Consider the following 18,070-nt stretch of genomic DNA (forward strand, 5'->3'; position numbering starts at 1 on the left):
AAAATAGGAAATTTAATGTGGCTATAAAAATCGCTCCCTTTCTTCAGGAGAAGGTAACATACAGCTCTCTTTCTTTCCGAACCATTTATATCGATTCTTAGCGAGTATTCCATAAAAGAAGTCACGTATAGGTTTTGGAACGATTAGTAGAAGATAAGCTAGTTTCCACAAACCTTTCAAATCCTTGCAAACTTTAAGGGCAGCAGTAGATTTGAAATTACATGTATTACCATCTACTAATACAAAGCTATCTATATCTTCTGGAGCATCAAATTGCTTCAGCAAGTTTATTCCAACATCACTTTGTAATGATGCAAATTTAAAAGTTGCATGAGGATCACGTTTAATAATGAATTGAACACTTCGATCACAAAAATTGCAATCTCCATCAAATAAAATAATTTTAGACATTTTAATCCTCCTCTTACGTATTGATTTTCTCAGCTATTTTTTTTAACGCTTTTGAACGAGAAATGATGAACTTTCGCATATATTCCTCAAGGAACAATCTGTCAGCCATCCTTCCGATTAGACCAAATGGAGAGCGATATTCGAATGTATCTATCATAATGGTTCCGCCGTTTTTCTCTTCAAATTGATGAGTATGATAAAACGAATGGAAGATTCCTTTTAGCATAGTGTCTTCAAATTGATAAGGTATTTTCATGTACGTTATCTTGGCAGTCAACCTTTGTTTAATGCCGAAATGAACAGCTTCCCAAGTCACAGTATCGCCTTTTACTAACAATCCCTCCGTTACACCGGTTACAGCTTTCTCTTTCGTGTTTGAAGTTGTTTTAGTATGTGTTTTTACATCTCTTGCAAGATCAAAGCATATTTCGATTGGCGCATCTATAAATTGATTATGCTTTATTATAGGCATTTGCTTCCTCCACATGTTCGTGTTCTTTGAATATATTTTAACATATTGCAGTTGTTTCGAATTGGAATTACTATTTCACAAGATGTTAATAAAAATCAGAATATTTGTGTTAAAATTTAATTATTAAAAATAAAGTATGTATTATCATTTTTCATTGGAAATAAACCATGATAAACAAGTATCAAAAAGAAAGGCGGGAATTAGATGCCTCTCGAGCAAGGAATATATGGTATGTTGGTTGGTGGTTTTTGTATAGTTATGGGAGTCGCAGTTATCCTAACAATATTACTTTGGATCAGATGCAAGAGTAATCACTATGGTTTTTTATGGACGTTATTACATTTCATTTTATTTTCAGTTGCAATTTATTTTTTCCTGAAAGCTGTGTCTATTGATTATAATCACCCTATGGCATCGGAAGAAATATCATTTCAAATTGGAATAGCTGGGGTGGTCTGGGCGATCAGCATAGTTTGTTTGCTCTTGGCTGTTTATAACTTTGTAAAAAGAGAAGGTATATAAATATTTGATTTAGTTGTGTTAATGATTTTCGGCTAAAAGTAATGTATCGAATTAATAAATTTTTCTTATGGAGGAGTAAAATTTGGAGATAATCGAATTACGTGATAGGACCGACCTATTCGATAAAGCAATACATGTATTTTGGAAGGAATGGGGAAGCGAGAGTAATTACCCTTTTTACGAAGATAGTATGATTCATTCTATCAATTCAAAAGACGTACCAAGCTTTTATGTTGCTTTAGATAACGAAAAGGTTATTGGAACGTATGCATTGTTAAGAAATGATATAAATAGTCGACAAGATTTATGTCCGTGGCTAGGATGTTTGTTTGTAGATGAAACATATCGAGGTCAGCAGATAGACTCTACACTTCTAGAACACGGATTGCGTGAAGCAGCTAAGAAAGGTTATTCAAAGCTTTATCTAACAACCGATCTTGAAGGATACTATGAGAAATACGGGTGGAATCATGTTGGTAAAGTGTACGGAGTTAGTGGTGAATCTATTAAGTTATATGAAAAAAGTACATTATGACAACAAGGGGAAACTGGATGAACATTGATAAAAAGTACCACCGCGCTTTTGGGGTATATGGTTTATATTTTGAGGATAACAAATTATTGGTAATTAGAAAAAATGGTGGTCCGTACATTAATAGATATGATCTCCCAGGCGGAAGCTTGGAGGAAGGAGAAAGTTTAAATAAAGCAATGAAGCGTGAGTTTTTAGAAGAAACAGGTGTAGAAATTGAAATAAAAAAGAATCTGGGCATAGCTGACTTCATGTTACCGTGGCATTGGAAAGATTTCACACATGTGCATCATATAGCAGTTTTTTACACAGTTAAAAAAATAGGTGGAGAGATAAAGGAACCAGATCAATTTGAAGGGCAGGATTCGTTAGGTGCACTTTGGGTTTCAGAACAGGATGTTTCAATTAATAATTCCTCGCCCTTGGTATTGAAAGCATTTGATTGGTTAAAAAGTGGTGAGCTAGGATTAGATGTAGAAGTTTATGATAATTGGATAGTTAATAAATAGGTTTTGGAAGTTATAATGATGAGGTACCTAATATAATGGAAAAGGATATTTACTATGAACCTAGCAAACGATAGAGTCTATTTAAGAGAAATAAAAGAAAGTGATTGGAAAGATATACATACATATGCTTCTCAGGAAAAGGTTAGTCAATACCAACCGTGGGGACCAAACACGGAGAAAGACACGAAAACATATATAAAACAGTCTATTAATGATGCCTCTGAAAACCCAAGGAGTAGATTTGTTTTTGTGATAATAGATAAGAAGGTTCAAAAGTTAATTGGAGCTGGAGAGTTTACTATTACGGACTTCATTAATAAAGTTGGAGAAATTGGGTATGTAGTAAACCCGGATTACTGGGGGAAGGGCTACGGAACAGAAGTAGCTAAATTATTGATAGAATTTGGATTCAGAGAATTTAATTTTCATCGTATATTCGCTACGTGTGACCCAAGAAACGTTGGTTCTGCGAAAGTACTAGAAAAAATAGGCATGACAAAGGAAGGGGAAATTCGCGAACATATTATGTTAAAAAATGGTTGGCGAGATTCTTTTTTATATAGCATACTTGAGCATGAATGGAAGGGGTGATCCTGATGAAGTTAGTGTTATTGTTTGGACCACAAGCAGTTGGTAAAATGACGGTGGGACAGGAACTAACGAAAATAACGGATTTAAAGCTTTTGCACAACCATATGACAATTGAATTATTGCAACCATTTTTCGGGTTTACTGCTGAGATGTGGAGATTATCTAGCCTGTTTCGCGAGGAGATTTTTGAATCTTTTTCAATGACTGATCAGTATGGAATAATTTTCACCTTCGTATGGAATTTCGATAAGCCTGAAGGAAAAGAATGGCTTGATAAAATCTGTGATATTTTTGAATCAAAGGGTGGGGAAGTGTATTTTGTCGAGTTAGAAGCTGATTTGGGAGAAAGAGTTAAACGAAATAAAACTCCTTTGAGATTAGAGCAAAAACCATCAAAAAGAAATGTTGAAGAATCGGAAATGCGATTAAAAACATCTGCCGAAACAGCCAGATTAAATTCAATAAATGGTGAAATCAATCAAAAGAATTATATTAGAATAAATAATACTAATCTGGGTGCTGATGAAGTGGCGAAGTTAATTAAGGATAGGTTTGGATTATGAATAGAAGAGGGGAGCTAATATATGATGCACAACTCACCCCCTCAGAAAGCGCTTAAGATTTTAAGGTATAGTTAGTTACTTATTAAATGAATGGAAAAAGGATAGAACAAAATGACTCAAACTAAAATTGGCATTGATGCAGGTGGCACCCTTGTGAAGGTTGCCTATTTGGCAGAAGACAAGATAAATTTTACTACTTTTAAATCCAATAATTTGCCTGAAGTATGTTCATGGCTTTATGAAAACTTTAGCAATCCAATGATTTGTGTAACAGGAGGGAAAAGCCAAGCCTTTTCTAGCATGTTAGATTTTCAAGTGAAATCGGTAATTGAATTTGATGCAACATGTAAAGGGGTAGAATACTTTGTTGACAACTATCAACAATCAATGAAAAACAATCATTATATATTAGCAAACATCGGAACTGGAACCTCTATTCATTACATACAAAAAGGTGAACAACAGCGGATAGGTGGTACAGGAGTTGGCGGAGGTACGCTTCTTGGGCTTTCCTATCTACTATCGAATAAAAAAAGCTATATTGAGATTGTTCAAGAATTGGAGATAGGTAATAGAGAAACCGTCGATCTCAAGGTAAAAGACATTTTTGAAGGTACGGTTCCTCCAATATCTGGAGATCTGACAGCTAGCAATTTCGGGAAAATAAACGAATTAACACATAACGAACCATCTAAAGCAGATTTGTTAGCAGCCATAAATGGATTAATTGGAGAGACAGTAGTCACTATCTGCTGTCAGGCGGCTGACCGATTTAATACAGATTCCATCGTTTACATAGGATCAACTTTCCGTTCAAATCACGTTTTATCAACTATTATAAAGGAGTATACAATTTCACGTGAGAAGAGACCTTTGTTTATAGAAAACGGAGAGTTTAGCGGAGCTGTTGGTGCGTTACTTAGTATGAATTAGATAATCAATCGATTTAAAGGAGGAATGCTAGTGGACATAGGTAAAGAATATTTAGAAGTAGCGAAAGAGAGATACCAAGCAGTAAAAAGTTTAGGAGAAAGAGCTATTAATCAATTGTCAGAGGATGATATTCACTGGGTTATAAATGATGCTTCGAACAGTGTCGCTGTAATAGTTAAACACCTAAGCGGAAACATGGTATCAAGATGGACTGATTTCCTAACATCAGATGGAGAAAAACCTAACAGAAAAAGAGACCAGGAATTTGAGAACAGTGTAAAGTCAAAAGACGAGATGATAATTGTCTGGGAAAAAGGTTGGGAAATTACTTTTGATTCCTTAAACAAATTAACTCAAGAAGACTTATTAACGTATATTTATATTCGTGGAGAGGAACATACAGTGCTTGACGCTATAGAAAGACAATTAGCACATTATGCTTATCACATTGGACAAATTGTCTTTGTTGGCAAACAACTAAAAGGTGATAATTGGGAAAGTCTAAGTATACCTAAGGGAAAGTCAGAAGAATTCCTACAACATATGTTGAAAAAACATCAAGCAGAGCAGTAAAAATACCATTCTAACTCAATGTAGAAATAACATTAAAATAAAATGGTAATTAAGGAGAAATGAATGGAAAAGTATAAATTTATATTATTTGATTTAGATGGGACTCTTTCTGATCCGAGAGAAGGGATAACTAAATCTATCCAATATGCACTGAGTGAAATGGGAATTGTAGAAAATGATAGGCAAAAACTTGAGTGTTTTATCGGTCCACCGTTACAAGTTACATTTGCAGAACTCTATGATTTTGATGTGGACAGTGTACAGAAAGTAATCACATTCTATAGAAAAAGATTTACGGAATTAGGGATGTATGAGAACAAATTATATCCGGGTATCCCCAGCCTTCTAGACGTGTTGAAGAAACAATCGTATAAGTTAGCCGTAGCTACCTCTAAACCTACTGTATATGCCGAGAAAATATTACAACATTTTAATATAGATTATTATTTCGATGTAATCGTTGGGAGCAATTTGGATGGTACTAGAATCTCTAAAACTGAAATCATTCACTACGTAATGGAACAGAATAAAAGATTTGTACCTGAGGAAATGGTAATGGTTGGTGATAGGAAGCACGATATCATCGGGGCAAGCGAGAACGGTATTGATTCGATCGGAGTTACATATGGATATGGTTCATATGAAGAATTAATTAAATCAAAACCTTCTAGGATGGTTACTAGTGTTAATGAACTACAAGAAATTTTTTAACATAGCAGGTAAAGGTTGGAATGAAAGTAACTGAAATTCAATATGCAAGGAATTCTAGACTTCTGGCCAAACAATAAAATATAGTTGAATGAAATGCACCCAATCTGGAAAAAAATGAGACAGCGACTTCTAATAGAAGAGGTAGTTTCTGAGTTCTTATTCGCCCGATTTTGGGCAATTTGATAAACTACTATTTTTTCCTGTTTGAATTCTTTTCATCGTCCATAATACCACTCGCAGCATTTTTGAATTCTTTCAATGCGCTACCAACTGCCTTACCCATTTCTGGTAGCTTGGAAGGACCAAAGACAAATAGAGCAATGATAAAAAGAACTACAAGTTCCATAATGCCAATATTACTAAACATGAAGTATCTCTCCCCGAGGACGAAATTATGATAAACTTATTTTAGCATGAATTTGACAGTATTACCTATTTTTTTATAAATCAATCTATGAAACTTAAGGAAGTGTATGCCATGTCTAATCAATTAATACATAGTGACATACATTCAGATTGCGAAAGTTGTTTCGGTCTGTGTTGTGTAGCATTGCCGTACGCAAAGTCTGCTGATTTTGCTTTCGATAAAGGGGGAGGAACACCTTGTCCTAATTTGCAATCAGATTATCGATGTGGAATTCATAAAAACTTGAGGGGAGAGGGGTTTAAAGGTTGTTCCGTTTATGAATGCTTTGGTGCTGGTCAAAAAGTATCTCAATTCACATATGAAGGAAAAGACTGGCGCAAAAACCCTGATCTGGCAGAAGAGATGTACAATGTTTTTCCAGTCATACAACAGCTACATGAAATGCTCTATTATTTATATGAAGCAATTCAATTAAAAGAAACCTTGCCGATTCATGCGGAAATAAAAGTTGTATTACAAGAGACGGAAAAGCTAACAAATCTTGGGCCAAAGCTAATACTTGAACTTGATATACCATCGCATAGAGAGAAGGTAAACGAGGTACTTCTTCAAACCAGTGAACTTGTACGTGCAAAAATCTCAAGAAAAGATAAAGAAAATAAAAATAGAGATTTCATTGGTGCAACATTAAAAAATGCAAATTTTAATGGATCAAACCTAAGAGGTGCCTTATTTATTGCAGCAGATCTAAGAAATGCTGGCATTAGAGGAGCAGATGTGATTGGTGCGGATTTTAGAGATGCTGATTTAAGTGGAGCAGATCTCACAGGAAGTATTTTTCTTACACAAGCGCAAGTGAATGCTGCTAAAGGTGATATCCATACTAAGTTACCAACTACAATTAGAATGCCTAATCATTGGAAGTAGACTATTTGGTATCGTGAATTATCGTGAATATAGAATTTTATTAAGTAGTAGAAATAATGGAAACGATCAATATGCAGGAGATTGTCATGACCAAACTAATCGAATTGTATAAACCCAAAATAATGACGAGTCCATTTACGCATTACAGTGAATACCGACCAGCGCAACAACTATTGCCTTATGTTTGCTGTTATTGGAGCTCAATTCCGAAAAAACACATTCACGGGAAAAAGTCCTATTCATTTACTGTAATACCCGATGGTTGCACCGATATACTTTTTGAGTATGACGATGAAATGAATTTTTGCAATATACGTTACTGTGGAATCTTTGGATATTATTTTGAAGTAGATGAAAGCATTTCAGTTGATAAAAGAACCTTTGGGATTAGATTTTTTCCTGGAGGGGCAAGGCATTTTTTTCAACACAAAGCAATGGAAACTAGCCAACAAATAGTAGGGCTAAACGAACTAGCATCTGGGTTATTTAAAGGTCTTCAAGATATGAGCCATCATTTACATAGTGTGAACGATATGATAGCAGCATGTAATCGCGTACTTTCATTTAGTCTAACAACTCGATCATCTAAAAATGATGCGCTTTTAAATAATGTCCTCGAAACCATTCTTTGTAATCAAGGAATGGTTACGGTACAAGAAATATGTGAAGCGGAAGTAGTTGACAGTAGACGACTACAACGATTATTCGAACATAGGATCGGATTAAGCCCCAAAAAATTTAGTCAGGTTATTCGGTTTCAGTCAACTCTTTCTACGTGGATGAAGGAAGCAAGTACTTCAAATCCTCAATTAACAAACAACCCTAGTTATTATGACCAATCACATTTTATTAAAGACTTTAAAAAGCGAGTTGGAAAAACACCGTCCCAACTGAAAATGTCCGATTTTTACAATACACGTTTATAAAAGTCCCGTACAATAGTGTGTAAATAATATAGAGGAGTGAAGACATGATACCGCAACGTGTAACATTAGTAACGTTAGGAGCAAAAAACTTACCGGCATTACGAGCTTTTTATCAAAAATTTGGTTGGGAAGAAACCGAAATTAGTTCGGATAAGTATGCTGTATTTAAAACAGCTGGAGTGATGCTGACATTATTTCCAATCGAGGATCTGGCAATGGATGCTGGTGTGGAGTTGAATACATCAGCTAGTGCGTATAATCCGGTTACCCTAGCAATTAATGTGGATCGACCTGAAGATGTAGATACAGTAACTGAAAAAGTCAAAAAGGCAGGTGGCAAAATATTGCGTGAGCCGAGTGATGCATTTTGGGGAGGGAGGACTTCCTATTTTGCTGACATCGAAAACAATTTGTGGGAAGTCGCATGGAATCCAGATTCAACCTTTGATGAACGAGGTGCGATGTTATCCTTTTAGAATGGGAGAGTGTAAGACGGATGAAATTAAAACATGTTCGAGTTAATGTTACGGATTTAGAAAAAGCAACTGATTGGTATAAAGAAATACTCGGATTTACAGTTGAAGCGACTTGGCCACCTGAAAAGCCGAATTACGTTCATTTCAAAAGTGAAGGTGGAGCTATATTTGGGTTGATGGAAGATGAAAAAGCACCATCGCAAGGAAGGTTTAACTTTTATGTGGATGATGTTGATGAATTGTGGAATAAGATAAAACATGAAGTTGAAATTATAGAAAACCTGTTTGATACAGCATATGGAAGTAGGAAATTTAGCATTCTTGATTTAGATGGAAATGAATTGGGATTTGTTCAGGATGAAAAGTAGATCTGTTGAGTCTAAGTTAAACTTAAATGAAGAAACCACTCTACAGTAAGGAAGCTATAGAGTGGTTTTAATTAATTCATTTTCCCTGACTTTTTCCTATCGATCAATTTCACTTCTTGATTCAACGCTTTCATCAATGAAATCATCATTAAAATCATGACAAAAGAGAATGGAAAGGCGGCCGCTATAATCGTATTTTGTAAAGCAGTTAATCCACCAACATAGAGTAAAATCAGTGCTACAGATGATTGTGCAAGACCAAGTGCTATTTTAACGCTATTTGGTGGTGTTAACGATCCATTTGTCGATTGCATTCCTAATACAAAGGTCGCCGAATCTGCTGATGTTACGAAAAAAGTCATGATCAGCAAGATTGCAAGTAATGATAAGAAGAATGAAAGTGGTAATTGATCAAACATGTTAAACAAAACTAACTCAGTTGCATATTGTGTTAGGTCAACACCGCTATTTTGTACATAACCTGCAGTAGTTCCAAAGGTTCCGAACCATAAGGAAACAATTAGTGTTGGAATGATAATAACGCCAACCATAAACTGTCGAATTGTTCTTCCGCGGGAAACGCGGGCAATGAACATTCCTACAAACGGTGCCCAAGAAATCCACCAGGCCCAATAGAAAAGTGTCCACGCATCAAACCATCCCCGGTTATCACCAGAAAGAGGGGCAGTTCGGAAACTCCATTGAACAATGTTTTGAAGGTATATTCCGAGTGTTTCTGAGAACATATTTAAAACGAGCAAAGTTGGACCAACAAATAATACGGCAAAAAATAATACAATTGCAATAACCATATTAGCATTGGATAAATATTTAATTCCTTTGTTCAGTCCAGACCATGCTGACATTAGAAATAAGACAGTGACGATAAAAACGATGATAAATTGTGAGGTGAATCCAACTTCAATTCCAAAAAGGTGATTTAATCCGCCATTAATTTGGACTGCGCCGAAGCCAAGTGAGGTTGCAACACCAAAAATAGTTGCAAACGTTGCCAATATGTCAATTATTTTTCCGAAAGGACCTTTCATTTTATCACCGAACAGTGGTTTTAATGTAGCGGAAACCAATCCAGGTTCGTCTTTTCGAAATTGAAAAAATGCAAGTGCTAAAGCAAAAAGACCGTACATCGACCATCCATGAATTCCCCAATGAAAAAATGTCACGGCTAGTCCATTTTTAAATGCTTGTTCGGTTCCTTCTTCTCCAAAAGGAGCATCCGAAAACGCATGGAATAATGGTTCTGCTGCACCATAAAAGACTAAACCAATTCCTAAACCTGCCGAGAAAAGCATTGCAATCCAAGATGGTGTAGAAAAATCAGGTTCTTCCTTATCTTTACCTAAACGAATTTTCCCGTATGGACTAACGGCTATGAAGACAGTAGTAATGACTAGAGCGGTCATCAGTAGCATGTAGTACCAACCAAATTTTGTAGAAAGATAGGCATTGATGTTTGTAGTAATTTGTTCGAATTGCGTAGGTGTGGCTGCACCGAGGATAACAAATATAAGAACTAAAGCCATTGTGATGTAAAAAACACTTGTAACCTTTTTCATATCAAACCCCCTCATTATTAGATGCGTATATTTTATAATATCACAAAAGCTATCTAGTATTCGTTTTGTTTTTGTTACAAAATCCGTTATTAAACAAATGGAGATGGTATATTATTTTTGGCAGTTTCATTTATCTATTTGAAACAAAATGTTATTTACAACAAGCACCTCCAATCTTATAATCAAAATAAAAATATAGAGATAAGATATAAGGTGGTTAACTAGTAACGATGAGAAAGATCATTTGGTTAGGACCATTCATCTTTTTATTCCATGATTTAGAGGAAGTTATCTGGACACATCAATGGTTAGAACATAATAGTAATTTATATAAAGGAACGTTTATTGAGGTAATTGTAGACAACATGGGGTATAAACCATACGAATTTGGTATTGTAGTTGCGTTGTTTACCATTTTGTACGGTATACTTGCTTATTATGCCTCTAAACATTTGAAAGCAAGCATTAGTATGAACCTATATGTTGCTACATTGATTATTCTATTTATAAATGTATTTACACATGTCGGCCAAAGTATTGCATTAAGAATGTACACACCTGGGGTTGTTACAGCAATATTAATTGTGTTACCTTACACAGTTATTGCTTATAAGAAGTTGAAGCACAACAATTTGCTTTCCAAGACGACGTGGAATGTAAGTTCAAGGTATGCAATCGGGATCGTAATCTTTTTATTTGGTTCGATGTTTTGTGTGCGCTTTTTCTTTTAAATATTTCTTGTTTCTACATAAATATAAAGCACTTTGAATTATAGGTATCAATTTACCTAATTCTTTTAGGTGAAACCTTTTAATAGTCAGTTCCGTATAACTAAAAAAGAAAAATTTTTAGTGAAAGAAGGGAAACATGATGATCGAATTTCTTTTTGAATTACCTATGGATTTACAGTTTTATTTATTGTTTATGTCAGCTATGCTACCTGTTTCCCTCTTTGTAGTTCATCACTATTTTGGTAAGGCTTGTGACACAAGTATTTTTGCCAATATAAGATCCACCTATGATACATACATCAAAAAAAGTCTTCATTACCCAATTGATATTCATATTGAAACGGTAGTAAATTTTATCGTTTTTTGTATTAGGCTAAAAGATTCACCAAATGATCATAAAGATGATCATCACCTCCTTCTTACACCATAGATTTATAATTTGTAAGGAGGAGTAATTTGAAACGATTAGTTGCGTTAAGTATTTTTTCTTTTTTACTATTAAGCGGTTGCACAAGCGGTGATGGTACGGATAATAACATCTTGATACAAATTTTTGTAGATCCCTTCACGTTTTTAATAAAATCAACGGCCACATTTTTTGATGGAAGTTATGGTATTTCAATAGTTTTAATTACCTTATTAATTCGCCTTATATTAATGCCGTTTATGTTGAAACAATATAAAAATCAACAACATATGAAGGATAAGATGGTTGTTATAAAACCAGAAATGGAGCGCATTCAAGGTGAAATTAAGAAAACAAATGATCAGGAGAAAAAGAATGAACTCCAAAAGGATATGATGAACCTTTACACGAAACATGGGGTTAACCCACTATCGGTTGGATGTTTGCCAATGCTAATACAAGCTCCAATTCTAATGGGGTTTTATTATGCCATTCAACGTTCAACAGAAATCGCAACACACAATTTTTTGTGGTTCAACTTAGGTGAACCAAACATTCTACTTGCAGTGATTGCGGGGGTTATTTATTATATACAAGCTAAAATTCAGCATAGAACGATGTCGATGGAACAACAAGCTAATCCAATGATGCGTTGGATGGGACTAATTTCACCAATCATGATACTGGTGATTTCACTTACTGTGCCAGCAGCTTTACCGTTATACTGGGCAGTGGGTGGATTATTTCTGATAATCCAGACATGGTTTTCTAATGAAATTTACCTGAAGAGATTGAATCATAGTAAGGTTTAAAAAAATATTAGGGATGTGGTTCATAGGAATCGCATCCCGTTTTTATTTCAAGCAGGAATTTTTGGTTAAAAAGTCGAAAAGGTTATGAATACATTATAAAATCGGGGGTTTTTTCGTGCGAAAAGGAGTTATTCGACCGTTAGTTATTTGTCTATTTCAAAAAGATGATACCATTCTTGTTGCAGAAGGCTACGATCCAAGCAGAGATGATTATTTTTATCGACCGATTGGTGGAGGTATTGAGTATGGTGAATCCAGTTCGAATGCACTAATTCGGGAAATTGAGGAAGAATTAGAGACCTCCATTCAAGACATTCAATACTTAGGAACGGTAGAAAACATTTTTACATTTAATGGTGAAGTAGGTCATGAATTAGTTCAGGTATACGACGCCAAATTCGTTGAACAAGAGCTATATGAGAAAGACGTTTTAGTAGGCTTAGAAGATAATGGCATTTCGTATAAGGCCATGTGGAAACCATTAAATGAATTTCAAAATGGAAAATTAAGGCTAGTCCCAGACGATCTATTGGATTTAATTTTAGGAAGGTAAAAGAATGATTTTCTTTGATATTGATGCAACTTTACTAGATCATAATCGAGCAGAAAGAATGGCTGCTAAAGATTTTTTTGAGTTACATAACAAAGATTTAAATTATACGAAGAACGAATTTATATTGGAGTGGAATCGTTTATCGGGTTCGTATTTTACCAAGTTTCTTGCAAAAGAATTGTCCTTTCAAGAACAAAGAAGAATGCGTATTAAGCATTTTCTTGGACTAGGATTAAGTAATTATCAGGCAGATTGTATTTTTGATGAGTACTTAGACCTGTATCAAAAAAATTGGATGGTTTATAATGATGTAATTTCATGTTTAACTACATTGAAAAAACAAGGTCACTCATTAGGAATAATAACTAATGGCGATTATGACCAGCAGATAGAAAAACTAAATTACATTGGCATTCGTCAGTATTTTGACTGTGTCGTTACTTCAAGTAAAGCCGGAATAGCTAAACCGAATACAGAAATCTTTGAAGCTGCTTGTAGACAAGCGGAAGTCGAAATTACTGACTGCTATTATATTGGAGACCGGGTTGATACGGATGCAATAGCGAGTACAAAGGCTGGAACGAAAGGGATTTGGCTAAATCGAAAAAATAAAGAAACACATTCAGATGTAATGGTTATTCATGATTTGAATGAATTGGAAGTGTTGGTAAGGGGGATTTCATGAAGGAATTGAATCTAGAATATAAAGTTTATGGGGAAGGTAATTCTACAGTAGTTATAGAACTGGGAATAGGTTGTTCATTATATGATTGGTATCCATTAGTTCAAAATATCAAGAAGAACTTTAGGGTAATCCTGTATCATCGAGCGGGATACGGAAAAAGCGCTAAACCAACTAACGCTAGAACAACGAAAAATATTGCCAAAGAACTTAATTATTTGTTGAAGCAAATTGGAGTTACTGAAGAAGTTATACTAATAGGGCATTCTTTCGGGGGATTATGTGCACAGCAATATGCAAAAATGTATCCTTACCAAATAAAAAGACTAGTTTTAATTGACTCTACTTCCCCTGATTACAAACGGTTATATGATCTGGATTTACCGGTAATGTACTCACTTATTTCACTAGAAAAAATGATTAATAGTAATATAATTTTTTCAAAAAAATCAAAGGAAGAACTTTTACTATCAAATCAAAATATAGTGAAGGAACAGGAGAAAAGACTGCCTCAAGATATGTTAGAGGGGGTTAAAGAGTTCGTTTCTAGTCCCTTATTATTCAAAACCATTGCTGAGGAATTTAGTAATTGGGGTAATAGTGGTGAAAGCATTAAAAGAATGGATGAAATTCCTAACATCCCCTTATTCGTTATTGCGAGGGATAAAGTAGTATCAACTAAAGCCTTCATGCAGCACGGGATTCCCGAAAAAGAAGCTGTTTTATACGAGGAAGTTTGGCGAGAGTTACAGAATGAATTATCGCAGTTATCTAGCAATGGTAAATTAATCATTGCTAGACAAAGTGATCATGAAACACATAAAGATAGGCCAGATATCATAATAGATTTACTGGGTAAACTCTAATAAATATGGTGTTTAATACGTATTATGCAGGAGGGTGTATTGTGTGAGAAATAAACACTTACTTTCTTTTTCTGTAATATTTATTTTGTTTTTATTTCCAAGTAACTCATTAGCAACTTCTTGGGCTTATCCATTTGTAGTTTGGGAAGGTTATATATATGAAGTAGTGGATGAGTTTGTAACTGAGATTGATAATGAGATTGGTCAAGTAACAAGATACTCAGATATGGAATCTTATGCAGGTAATTTCTCAAATGCATTTAAAGAAGGTACAAAATATTATTCAATACATGGTATTAGTACAGGTGAAGCAATTGCAGTTCAGTTGAAAGACGGTCAATATAAAAAAGCAATTAGAAGAGGACAGTATGCGGAAGGGAAATATAATTTCTCTAGCATATTGGCAAAAGTCGTTATTTTTTTAATTTTAATTTTGATCTTTTCCTTAGTTATTTACTTATTTAAAAAAAGGTTGAGAAGGTAAGGAATAATTGTTTTTATAATTGCAATCCATGTTAAGAAGGGATTCTATCGGAATCGATAATAAAATACAAAGGAGTTGTTTCAACATGTGTGGGATTTGAAAGTAGACATAAAGAAAGAGATTTGTTGTTACCAAAACATCGTGAAAAATTACTCGACAATGCATTAATAGACTTAACAAGCGATCCAGATGTTTTAGCTATCTATCAAGGTGGATCGTTAGCTAAAGGTAATTTCGACAATTACTCGGATATTGATTTACATATTATCGTTAAACCTGTGAAGAAGGATCGTTTTATTCGTGAAAAGAGGAATCGATCTCAAAGATGGGGAAATGTTTTGTTTTACGAAGGTGTAGAAAACTCACCAGTTGTGGTAACCCACTTCGATTGTTTTGTTAAGGTCGATACGTTTTATAAAGAGCCAGGCGAACTTGAGCCATCTTTATGGCTGCGCGGGTTAAAGGCTCTATATGACCCAAATGGAATAGTGGAAAACGTATTAGAGGAGTCCTCAAAACTCACTTATCAGGCTTCCTCCAAGGATGTTGAATTTTGGCGTGGGAAAATGTTTGCCTTCTTTCATGAAACATACCGATCAGTTATGAGGGATGAAAAATTTTATGCCTTGGCCAACTTGGATAAGGTAAGGTGGCATTTAGTTTTGGGATGGTACATGGAAATGGACCAACGGATAGACAGTTCTTACGGGGGCTGGTCAAAGCTAGAAGGTAAAAGAAGTCACTTGAAAGACTGGCAATTGTCTTTGTTGGAGAGCTGGGATTGTAGTAGAGATTCGATGGAAATTATGAAAACATTAGCCAAAATTGTTCCTGAATTCATGAGGCTGAATAAAGAGTTATCTTTGAAAACAGGGTTGGAAGAAAAAGAAGAATGGTGTAAGCGTATTATAGCGATGGTTTTGTAGACTATAAATGTTTCTGGTGAATGGAGAATTTTTATGAAGATTAGTCAAACAAAAGATTATGAAGTGATTGCACGATTAAATAAAACGGTTCAGGATTTACATTATGCCTTGTCTCCAGAACACTTTTATGAATATAACTACGAAAAAGTGAAAGAAGCTTTTAGAGTACTGATAAATGATAAAGATGCCATTTTTCTTTTACTAGAACACGACAATGAAGCAATTGGTTATGCTTGGATTGAAATTCGAGATTTTCAAGGACATGCATTCAAAGTTCCATATAAGTCAGTGTATATTCATCAAATTTGTATAGATGGAACGAAAAGTAATAAAGGTTATGGAACAGTTTTAATGAATCGAATTTATGAGATAGCAAGACAGTATGAAATTGATCTGGTCGAACTGGATTATTGGATAGACAATACCCTTGCGAAAGAATTTTATGAAAGACAGGGGTTTATTAAACAACGGGAGTTTGTGTTTAAGAAACTATAATTTTCTTGATTACTTAAGGGGAGAATTATCTTGAAAGTTAATGATAGTACATTTTTCTTTTTCCAACTTTATGATTCAACAACACCTATTGATTTGAATGAATACTACCAAAGATATCCTGGAATTTTTAAGACCTATTTCAATGGATATTGTAAAAAAACGGACGCAAAGATGCAAAGTGCCATTAAACAATTTTCCGATGACTATTCTAAATTGAAAAATACTTACAGGTTGCTTCCTGCCGTGTTAGAAAAAATAGATAGGAAGGCAAAAGTATACTTTGGGTTTTCTCTCAATGTCCCTATACATCTTTTTATTGGTTTGTACGCTTCTAATGCATTCGTAGATCATCGAGCTGAAATCTATTTATCAATTGAAATGTTACCGAATGATCCAAGGTTATTGGAAGTATTAGTAGCACACGAAATAATACATAGTTATCATTATCATATATTAGATGATGCTGGAATTGATTGGATAACCGTTGATTGGAAAGACGTACGTAATTCATTGTACTTGGAAGGAGTTGCGACGTACCTATCTCAAAAACTTGTACCTGGTCTTCCACAGAGTGTTTATTTTGCATATGATGATGACGGCGAGGAATGGTATTCTTTTTGTAGGAGTAATCATAGAGAAATAGCTGACGCCTTTAGAAATGATTTAAAGGATAGCACAAAAAATAAAGAACGTGAGTGGCTTAAACTATCAGGTGGTAAGCGATTTGGGTATAGTAGACTTGGTTATTTTCTCGGAACAGAGTTTGTTGTTGATCTAATGAAGAAGATGTCTGAATCTGAGGTGCTGGAATTGTTAGCTAAAGGGAAGATAAGTGTTGAATTCGATAAGTGGATTAATCAATAGAGGGTGCGAGGAAGAATGATAAAAGTATTTTAATTATGTAGAAAAAAGGGGATAAAAATTGAATAGGATTGATTATATACGGAATGAAGAAAAGAAATATCATGATCTTTGCTATGACAATTACAAACTGTTTGAAAAAGGATCATGGTTACATAAACCTGTAGACACAGTGATGAGATTCCTTCCCTTGCTTGAAGATCATAAAGATTTAAAAGTTCTTGATTTAGGGTGTGGAGTGGGCAGAAATAGTATTCCAATAGCAGAAGCAACAAAAGATAAAAATGCTCAGGTTATTTGTGTTGATTTATTAGATTCAGCCTTACAAAAATTAAATCATTACAGTAAGGAATACATGGTTGACACAGTAATTCAAACTATAAAAGCAGATATAGAATGTTTTGAAGTAACTCCTAACTATTATGATTTTATCGTTGCGGTTTCAAGTTTAGAGCATGTTCGCTCTGAGGAGATTTTCGATAGAGTTATTCAAAAGATTGCTGAAGGTACGAAACATAATGGAATTAATTGCATTATAGTTAATTCAGAAGTTGAAGAGATTAATATGGAAACAAAAGAACAGCTTGAAGCACTTGTTGAGGTAAACATTTCAACAGATAAAATGTTGCATAAACTTAGAAGTACGTATAGAGGTTGGAATGTTTTATATGAAATAGTTAAGCCGTTGACATATAAAATTACCAGAATGGAAAAATCAGTTTTACTAAAAACTAATGCAATAACTTATGTCGTTAGAAAAAATTATTCGTAGTCTCTCTGCAGTATTTAACTCAAC

The 18,070-nt window shown here is 34.5% G+C and carries 27 protein-coding genes; 23 read left to right on the forward strand and 4 right to left on the reverse strand.

Annotated features, from left to right (window positions below; all coding sequences use genetic code 11):
• Nucleotides 1-21: 21 nt before the first annotated feature.
• The gene (locus ACY9Z2_RS09155; protein WP_463609328.1) at nucleotides 22-411 is read right to left on the reverse strand and encodes a thiol-disulfide oxidoreductase DCC family protein; all 390 of its coding nucleotides are present in this window, start codon (nucleotides 409-411) and stop codon (nucleotides 22-24) included.
• 13 nt (nucleotides 412-424) lie between these two features.
• The gene (locus tag ACY9Z2_RS09160) at nucleotides 425-883 is read right to left on the reverse strand and encodes an SRPBCC family protein (RefSeq protein ID WP_463609329.1); all 459 of its coding nucleotides are present in this window, start codon (nucleotides 881-883) and stop codon (nucleotides 425-427) included.
• A 204-nt stretch (nucleotides 884-1,087) separates the two neighbouring features.
• Here ACY9Z2_RS09160 and ACY9Z2_RS09165 point away from each other — a divergent pair, with 204 nt between their 5' ends.
• The 8 genes from ACY9Z2_RS09165 to ACY9Z2_RS09200 all read left to right on the forward strand — a co-directional run bounded on the left by ACY9Z2_RS09165 (nucleotide 1,088) and on the right by ACY9Z2_RS09200 (nucleotide 5,817).
• Nucleotides 1,088-1,405, forward strand: a complete 318-nt coding sequence (locus ACY9Z2_RS09165; protein WP_463609330.1) for a hypothetical protein — start codon at nucleotides 1,088-1,090, stop codon at nucleotides 1,403-1,405.
• 82 nt (nucleotides 1,406-1,487) lie between these two features.
• On the forward strand, nucleotides 1,488-1,940 hold the full coding sequence (locus ACY9Z2_RS09170) for a GNAT family N-acetyltransferase (RefSeq protein ID WP_463609331.1): 453 nt from the start codon (nucleotides 1,488-1,490) through the stop codon (nucleotides 1,938-1,940).
• 17 nt (nucleotides 1,941-1,957) lie between these two features.
• Complete coding sequence (locus tag ACY9Z2_RS09175) at nucleotides 1,958-2,446, forward strand: NUDIX hydrolase (protein WP_463609332.1); 489 nt, start codon at nucleotides 1,958-1,960, stop codon at nucleotides 2,444-2,446.
• A gap of 54 nt (nucleotides 2,447-2,500) precedes the next feature.
• Nucleotides 2,501-3,037, forward strand: a complete 537-nt coding sequence (locus ACY9Z2_RS09180; RefSeq protein WP_463609333.1) for a GNAT family N-acetyltransferase — start codon at nucleotides 2,501-2,503, stop codon at nucleotides 3,035-3,037.
• A gap of 5 nt (nucleotides 3,038-3,042) precedes the next feature.
• Entirely contained in the window at nucleotides 3,043-3,600 is a 558-nt protein-coding gene (locus ACY9Z2_RS09185; protein WP_463609334.1) for a DEAD/DEAH box helicase family protein, read from the forward strand.
• Between the two features lie 111 nt (nucleotides 3,601-3,711).
• Nucleotides 3,712-4,533, forward strand: a complete 822-nt coding sequence (coaW, locus tag ACY9Z2_RS09190; RefSeq protein ID WP_463609335.1) for a type II pantothenate kinase — start codon at nucleotides 3,712-3,714, stop codon at nucleotides 4,531-4,533.
• A 30-nt stretch (nucleotides 4,534-4,563) separates the two neighbouring features.
• Nucleotides 4,564-5,106, forward strand: coding sequence for a DUF1572 domain-containing protein (locus ACY9Z2_RS09195; protein WP_463609336.1), 543 nt, complete (start codon nucleotides 4,564-4,566; stop codon nucleotides 5,104-5,106).
• A gap of 63 nt (nucleotides 5,107-5,169) precedes the next feature.
• Nucleotides 5,170-5,817, forward strand: coding sequence for an HAD family hydrolase (locus ACY9Z2_RS09200; RefSeq protein WP_463609337.1), 648 nt, complete (start codon nucleotides 5,170-5,172; stop codon nucleotides 5,815-5,817).
• A gap of 190 nt (nucleotides 5,818-6,007) precedes the next feature.
• Here ACY9Z2_RS09200 and ACY9Z2_RS09205 read toward each other — a convergent pair whose 3' ends face one another.
• A complete protein-coding gene (locus tag ACY9Z2_RS09205; RefSeq protein ID WP_463609338.1) occupies nucleotides 6,008-6,184 on the reverse strand; it encodes a twin-arginine translocase TatA/TatE family subunit in 177 nt (58 codons plus the stop codon).
• Nucleotides 6,185-6,295: 111 nt separating this feature from the next.
• Here ACY9Z2_RS09205 and ACY9Z2_RS09210 point away from each other — a divergent pair, with 111 nt between their 5' ends.
• From ACY9Z2_RS09210 to ACY9Z2_RS09225, 4 genes are read left to right on the forward strand one after another with little or no spacing between them, the layout of a single operon-like run.
• Nucleotides 6,296-7,111 (forward strand): pentapeptide repeat-containing protein, encoded by an 816-nt coding sequence (locus tag ACY9Z2_RS09210; protein WP_463609339.1) that lies wholly within the window; start codon nucleotides 6,296-6,298, stop codon nucleotides 7,109-7,111.
• Between the two features lie 56 nt (nucleotides 7,112-7,167).
• Nucleotides 7,168-8,037 carry a DUF6597 domain-containing transcriptional factor gene (locus tag ACY9Z2_RS09215; protein WP_463609340.1) on the forward strand — a complete coding sequence of 290 codons (870 nt, stop codon included), beginning with the start codon at nucleotides 7,168-7,170 and terminating at the stop codon, nucleotides 8,035-8,037.
• 44 nt (nucleotides 8,038-8,081) lie between these two features.
• Entirely contained in the window at nucleotides 8,082-8,513 is a 432-nt protein-coding gene (locus tag ACY9Z2_RS09220) for a VOC family protein (RefSeq protein WP_463609341.1), read from the forward strand.
• A 20-nt stretch (nucleotides 8,514-8,533) separates the two neighbouring features.
• On the forward strand, nucleotides 8,534-8,881 hold the full coding sequence (locus tag ACY9Z2_RS09225; RefSeq protein ID WP_463609342.1) for a VOC family protein: 348 nt from the start codon (nucleotides 8,534-8,536) through the stop codon (nucleotides 8,879-8,881).
• A 71-nt stretch (nucleotides 8,882-8,952) separates the two neighbouring features.
• Here ACY9Z2_RS09225 and ACY9Z2_RS09230 read toward each other — a convergent pair whose 3' ends face one another.
• Complete coding sequence (locus ACY9Z2_RS09230) at nucleotides 8,953-10,458, reverse strand: BCCT family transporter (RefSeq protein ID WP_463609343.1); 1,506 nt, start codon at nucleotides 10,456-10,458, stop codon at nucleotides 8,953-8,955.
• A 230-nt stretch (nucleotides 10,459-10,688) separates the two neighbouring features.
• Between ACY9Z2_RS09230 and ACY9Z2_RS09235 the strand changes: the two genes are divergently transcribed.
• The 11 genes from ACY9Z2_RS09235 to ACY9Z2_RS09285 all read left to right on the forward strand — a co-directional run bounded on the left by ACY9Z2_RS09235 (nucleotide 10,689) and on the right by ACY9Z2_RS09285 (nucleotide 18,046).
• The gene (locus tag ACY9Z2_RS09235; RefSeq protein ID WP_463609344.1) at nucleotides 10,689-11,189 is read left to right on the forward strand and encodes an HXXEE domain-containing protein; all 501 of its coding nucleotides are present in this window, start codon (nucleotides 10,689-10,691) and stop codon (nucleotides 11,187-11,189) included.
• 139 nt (nucleotides 11,190-11,328) lie between these two features.
• Nucleotides 11,329-11,619, forward strand: coding sequence for a hypothetical protein (locus ACY9Z2_RS09240; RefSeq protein ID WP_463609345.1), 291 nt, complete (start codon nucleotides 11,329-11,331; stop codon nucleotides 11,617-11,619).
• A gap of 26 nt (nucleotides 11,620-11,645) precedes the next feature.
• Nucleotides 11,646-12,407, forward strand: coding sequence for a membrane protein insertase YidC (gene yidC, locus ACY9Z2_RS09245; RefSeq protein ID WP_463609346.1), 762 nt, complete (start codon nucleotides 11,646-11,648; stop codon nucleotides 12,405-12,407).
• Between the two features lie 115 nt (nucleotides 12,408-12,522).
• The gene (locus tag ACY9Z2_RS09250) at nucleotides 12,523-12,960 is read left to right on the forward strand and encodes an NUDIX domain-containing protein (RefSeq protein ID WP_463609347.1); all 438 of its coding nucleotides are present in this window, start codon (nucleotides 12,523-12,525) and stop codon (nucleotides 12,958-12,960) included.
• Between the two features lie 4 nt (nucleotides 12,961-12,964).
• Nucleotides 12,965-13,645, forward strand: coding sequence for an HAD family hydrolase (locus ACY9Z2_RS09255; protein WP_463609348.1), 681 nt, complete (start codon nucleotides 12,965-12,967; stop codon nucleotides 13,643-13,645).
• Nucleotides 13,642-14,508: an alpha/beta hydrolase gene (locus tag ACY9Z2_RS09260; protein WP_463609349.1), complete on the forward strand. Its 867-nt coding sequence runs from the start codon at nucleotides 13,642-13,644 to the stop codon at nucleotides 14,506-14,508. The genes ACY9Z2_RS09255 and ACY9Z2_RS09260 overlap by 4 nt, the downstream gene beginning before the upstream one ends.
• A gap of 43 nt (nucleotides 14,509-14,551) precedes the next feature.
• The gene (locus ACY9Z2_RS09265) at nucleotides 14,552-14,992 is read left to right on the forward strand and encodes a hypothetical protein (RefSeq protein WP_463609350.1); all 441 of its coding nucleotides are present in this window, start codon (nucleotides 14,552-14,554) and stop codon (nucleotides 14,990-14,992) included.
• Nucleotides 14,993-15,081: 89 nt separating this feature from the next.
• Entirely contained in the window at nucleotides 15,082-15,918 is an 837-nt protein-coding gene (locus ACY9Z2_RS09270; protein ID WP_463609351.1) for a nucleotidyltransferase domain-containing protein, read from the forward strand.
• A 33-nt stretch (nucleotides 15,919-15,951) separates the two neighbouring features.
• Nucleotides 15,952-16,413, forward strand: coding sequence for a GNAT family N-acetyltransferase (locus ACY9Z2_RS09275; RefSeq protein WP_463609352.1), 462 nt, complete (start codon nucleotides 15,952-15,954; stop codon nucleotides 16,411-16,413).
• 30 nt (nucleotides 16,414-16,443) lie between these two features.
• On the forward strand, nucleotides 16,444-17,277 hold the full coding sequence (locus ACY9Z2_RS09280) for an aminopeptidase (protein ID WP_463609353.1): 834 nt from the start codon (nucleotides 16,444-16,446) through the stop codon (nucleotides 17,275-17,277).
• Between the two features lie 58 nt (nucleotides 17,278-17,335).
• Nucleotides 17,336-18,046, forward strand: coding sequence for a class I SAM-dependent methyltransferase (locus ACY9Z2_RS09285; protein WP_463609354.1), 711 nt, complete (start codon nucleotides 17,336-17,338; stop codon nucleotides 18,044-18,046).
• Nucleotides 18,047-18,070: the final 24 nt, after the last annotated feature.

It is taken from the genome of Virgibacillus sp. GM2-2 (assembly GCF_055329585.1).

Coding starts and splice junctions, on each gene's coding strand:
- ACY9Z2_RS09200 (WP_463609337.1), top strand. CDS start 5,170: ATGGAAAAGTATAAATTTATATTATTTGATTTAGATGGGACTCTTTCT.
- ACY9Z2_RS09220 (WP_463609341.1), top strand. CDS start 8,082: ATGATACCGCAACGTGTAACATTAGTAACGTTAGGAGCAAAAAACTTA.
- ACY9Z2_RS09155 (WP_463609328.1), bottom strand. CDS start 411: ATGTCTAAAATTATTTTATTTGATGGAGATTGCAATTTTTGTGATCGA.
- ACY9Z2_RS09235 (WP_463609344.1), top strand. CDS start 10,689: ATGAGAAAGATCATTTGGTTAGGACCATTCATCTTTTTATTCCATGAT.
- ACY9Z2_RS09210 (WP_463609339.1), top strand. CDS start 6,296: ATGTCTAATCAATTAATACATAGTGACATACATTCAGATTGCGAAAGT.
- ACY9Z2_RS09215 (WP_463609340.1), top strand. CDS start 7,168: ATGGAAACGATCAATATGCAGGAGATTGTCATGACCAAACTAATCGAA.
- ACY9Z2_RS09225 (WP_463609342.1), top strand. CDS start 8,534: ATGAAATTAAAACATGTTCGAGTTAATGTTACGGATTTAGAAAAAGCA.
- ACY9Z2_RS09260 (WP_463609349.1), top strand. CDS start 13,642: ATGAAGGAATTGAATCTAGAATATAAAGTTTATGGGGAAGGTAATTCT.
- ACY9Z2_RS09160 (WP_463609329.1), bottom strand. CDS start 883: ATGCCTATAATAAAGCATAATCAATTTATAGATGCGCCAATCGAAATA.
- ACY9Z2_RS09175 (WP_463609332.1), top strand. CDS start 1,958: ATGAACATTGATAAAAAGTACCACCGCGCTTTTGGGGTATATGGTTTA.
- ACY9Z2_RS09240 (WP_463609345.1), top strand. CDS start 11,329: ATGATCGAATTTCTTTTTGAATTACCTATGGATTTACAGTTTTATTTA.
- ACY9Z2_RS09255 (WP_463609348.1), top strand. CDS start 12,965: ATGATTTTCTTTGATATTGATGCAACTTTACTAGATCATAATCGAGCA.
- ACY9Z2_RS09275 (WP_463609352.1), top strand. CDS start 15,952: ATGAAGATTAGTCAAACAAAAGATTATGAAGTGATTGCACGATTAAAT.
- ACY9Z2_RS09185 (WP_463609334.1), top strand. CDS start 3,043: ATGAAGTTAGTGTTATTGTTTGGACCACAAGCAGTTGGTAAAATGACG.
- coaW (WP_463609335.1), top strand. CDS start 3,712: ATGACTCAAACTAAAATTGGCATTGATGCAGGTGGCACCCTTGTGAAG.
- ACY9Z2_RS09230 (WP_463609343.1), bottom strand. CDS start 10,458: ATGAAAAAGGTTACAAGTGTTTTTTACATCACAATGGCTTTAGTTCTT.
- ACY9Z2_RS09180 (WP_463609333.1), top strand. CDS start 2,501: ATGAACCTAGCAAACGATAGAGTCTATTTAAGAGAAATAAAAGAAAGT.
- ACY9Z2_RS09205 (WP_463609338.1), bottom strand. CDS start 6,184: ATGTTTAGTAATATTGGCATTATGGAACTTGTAGTTCTTTTTATCATT.
- ACY9Z2_RS09165 (WP_463609330.1), top strand. CDS start 1,088: ATGCCTCTCGAGCAAGGAATATATGGTATGTTGGTTGGTGGTTTTTGT.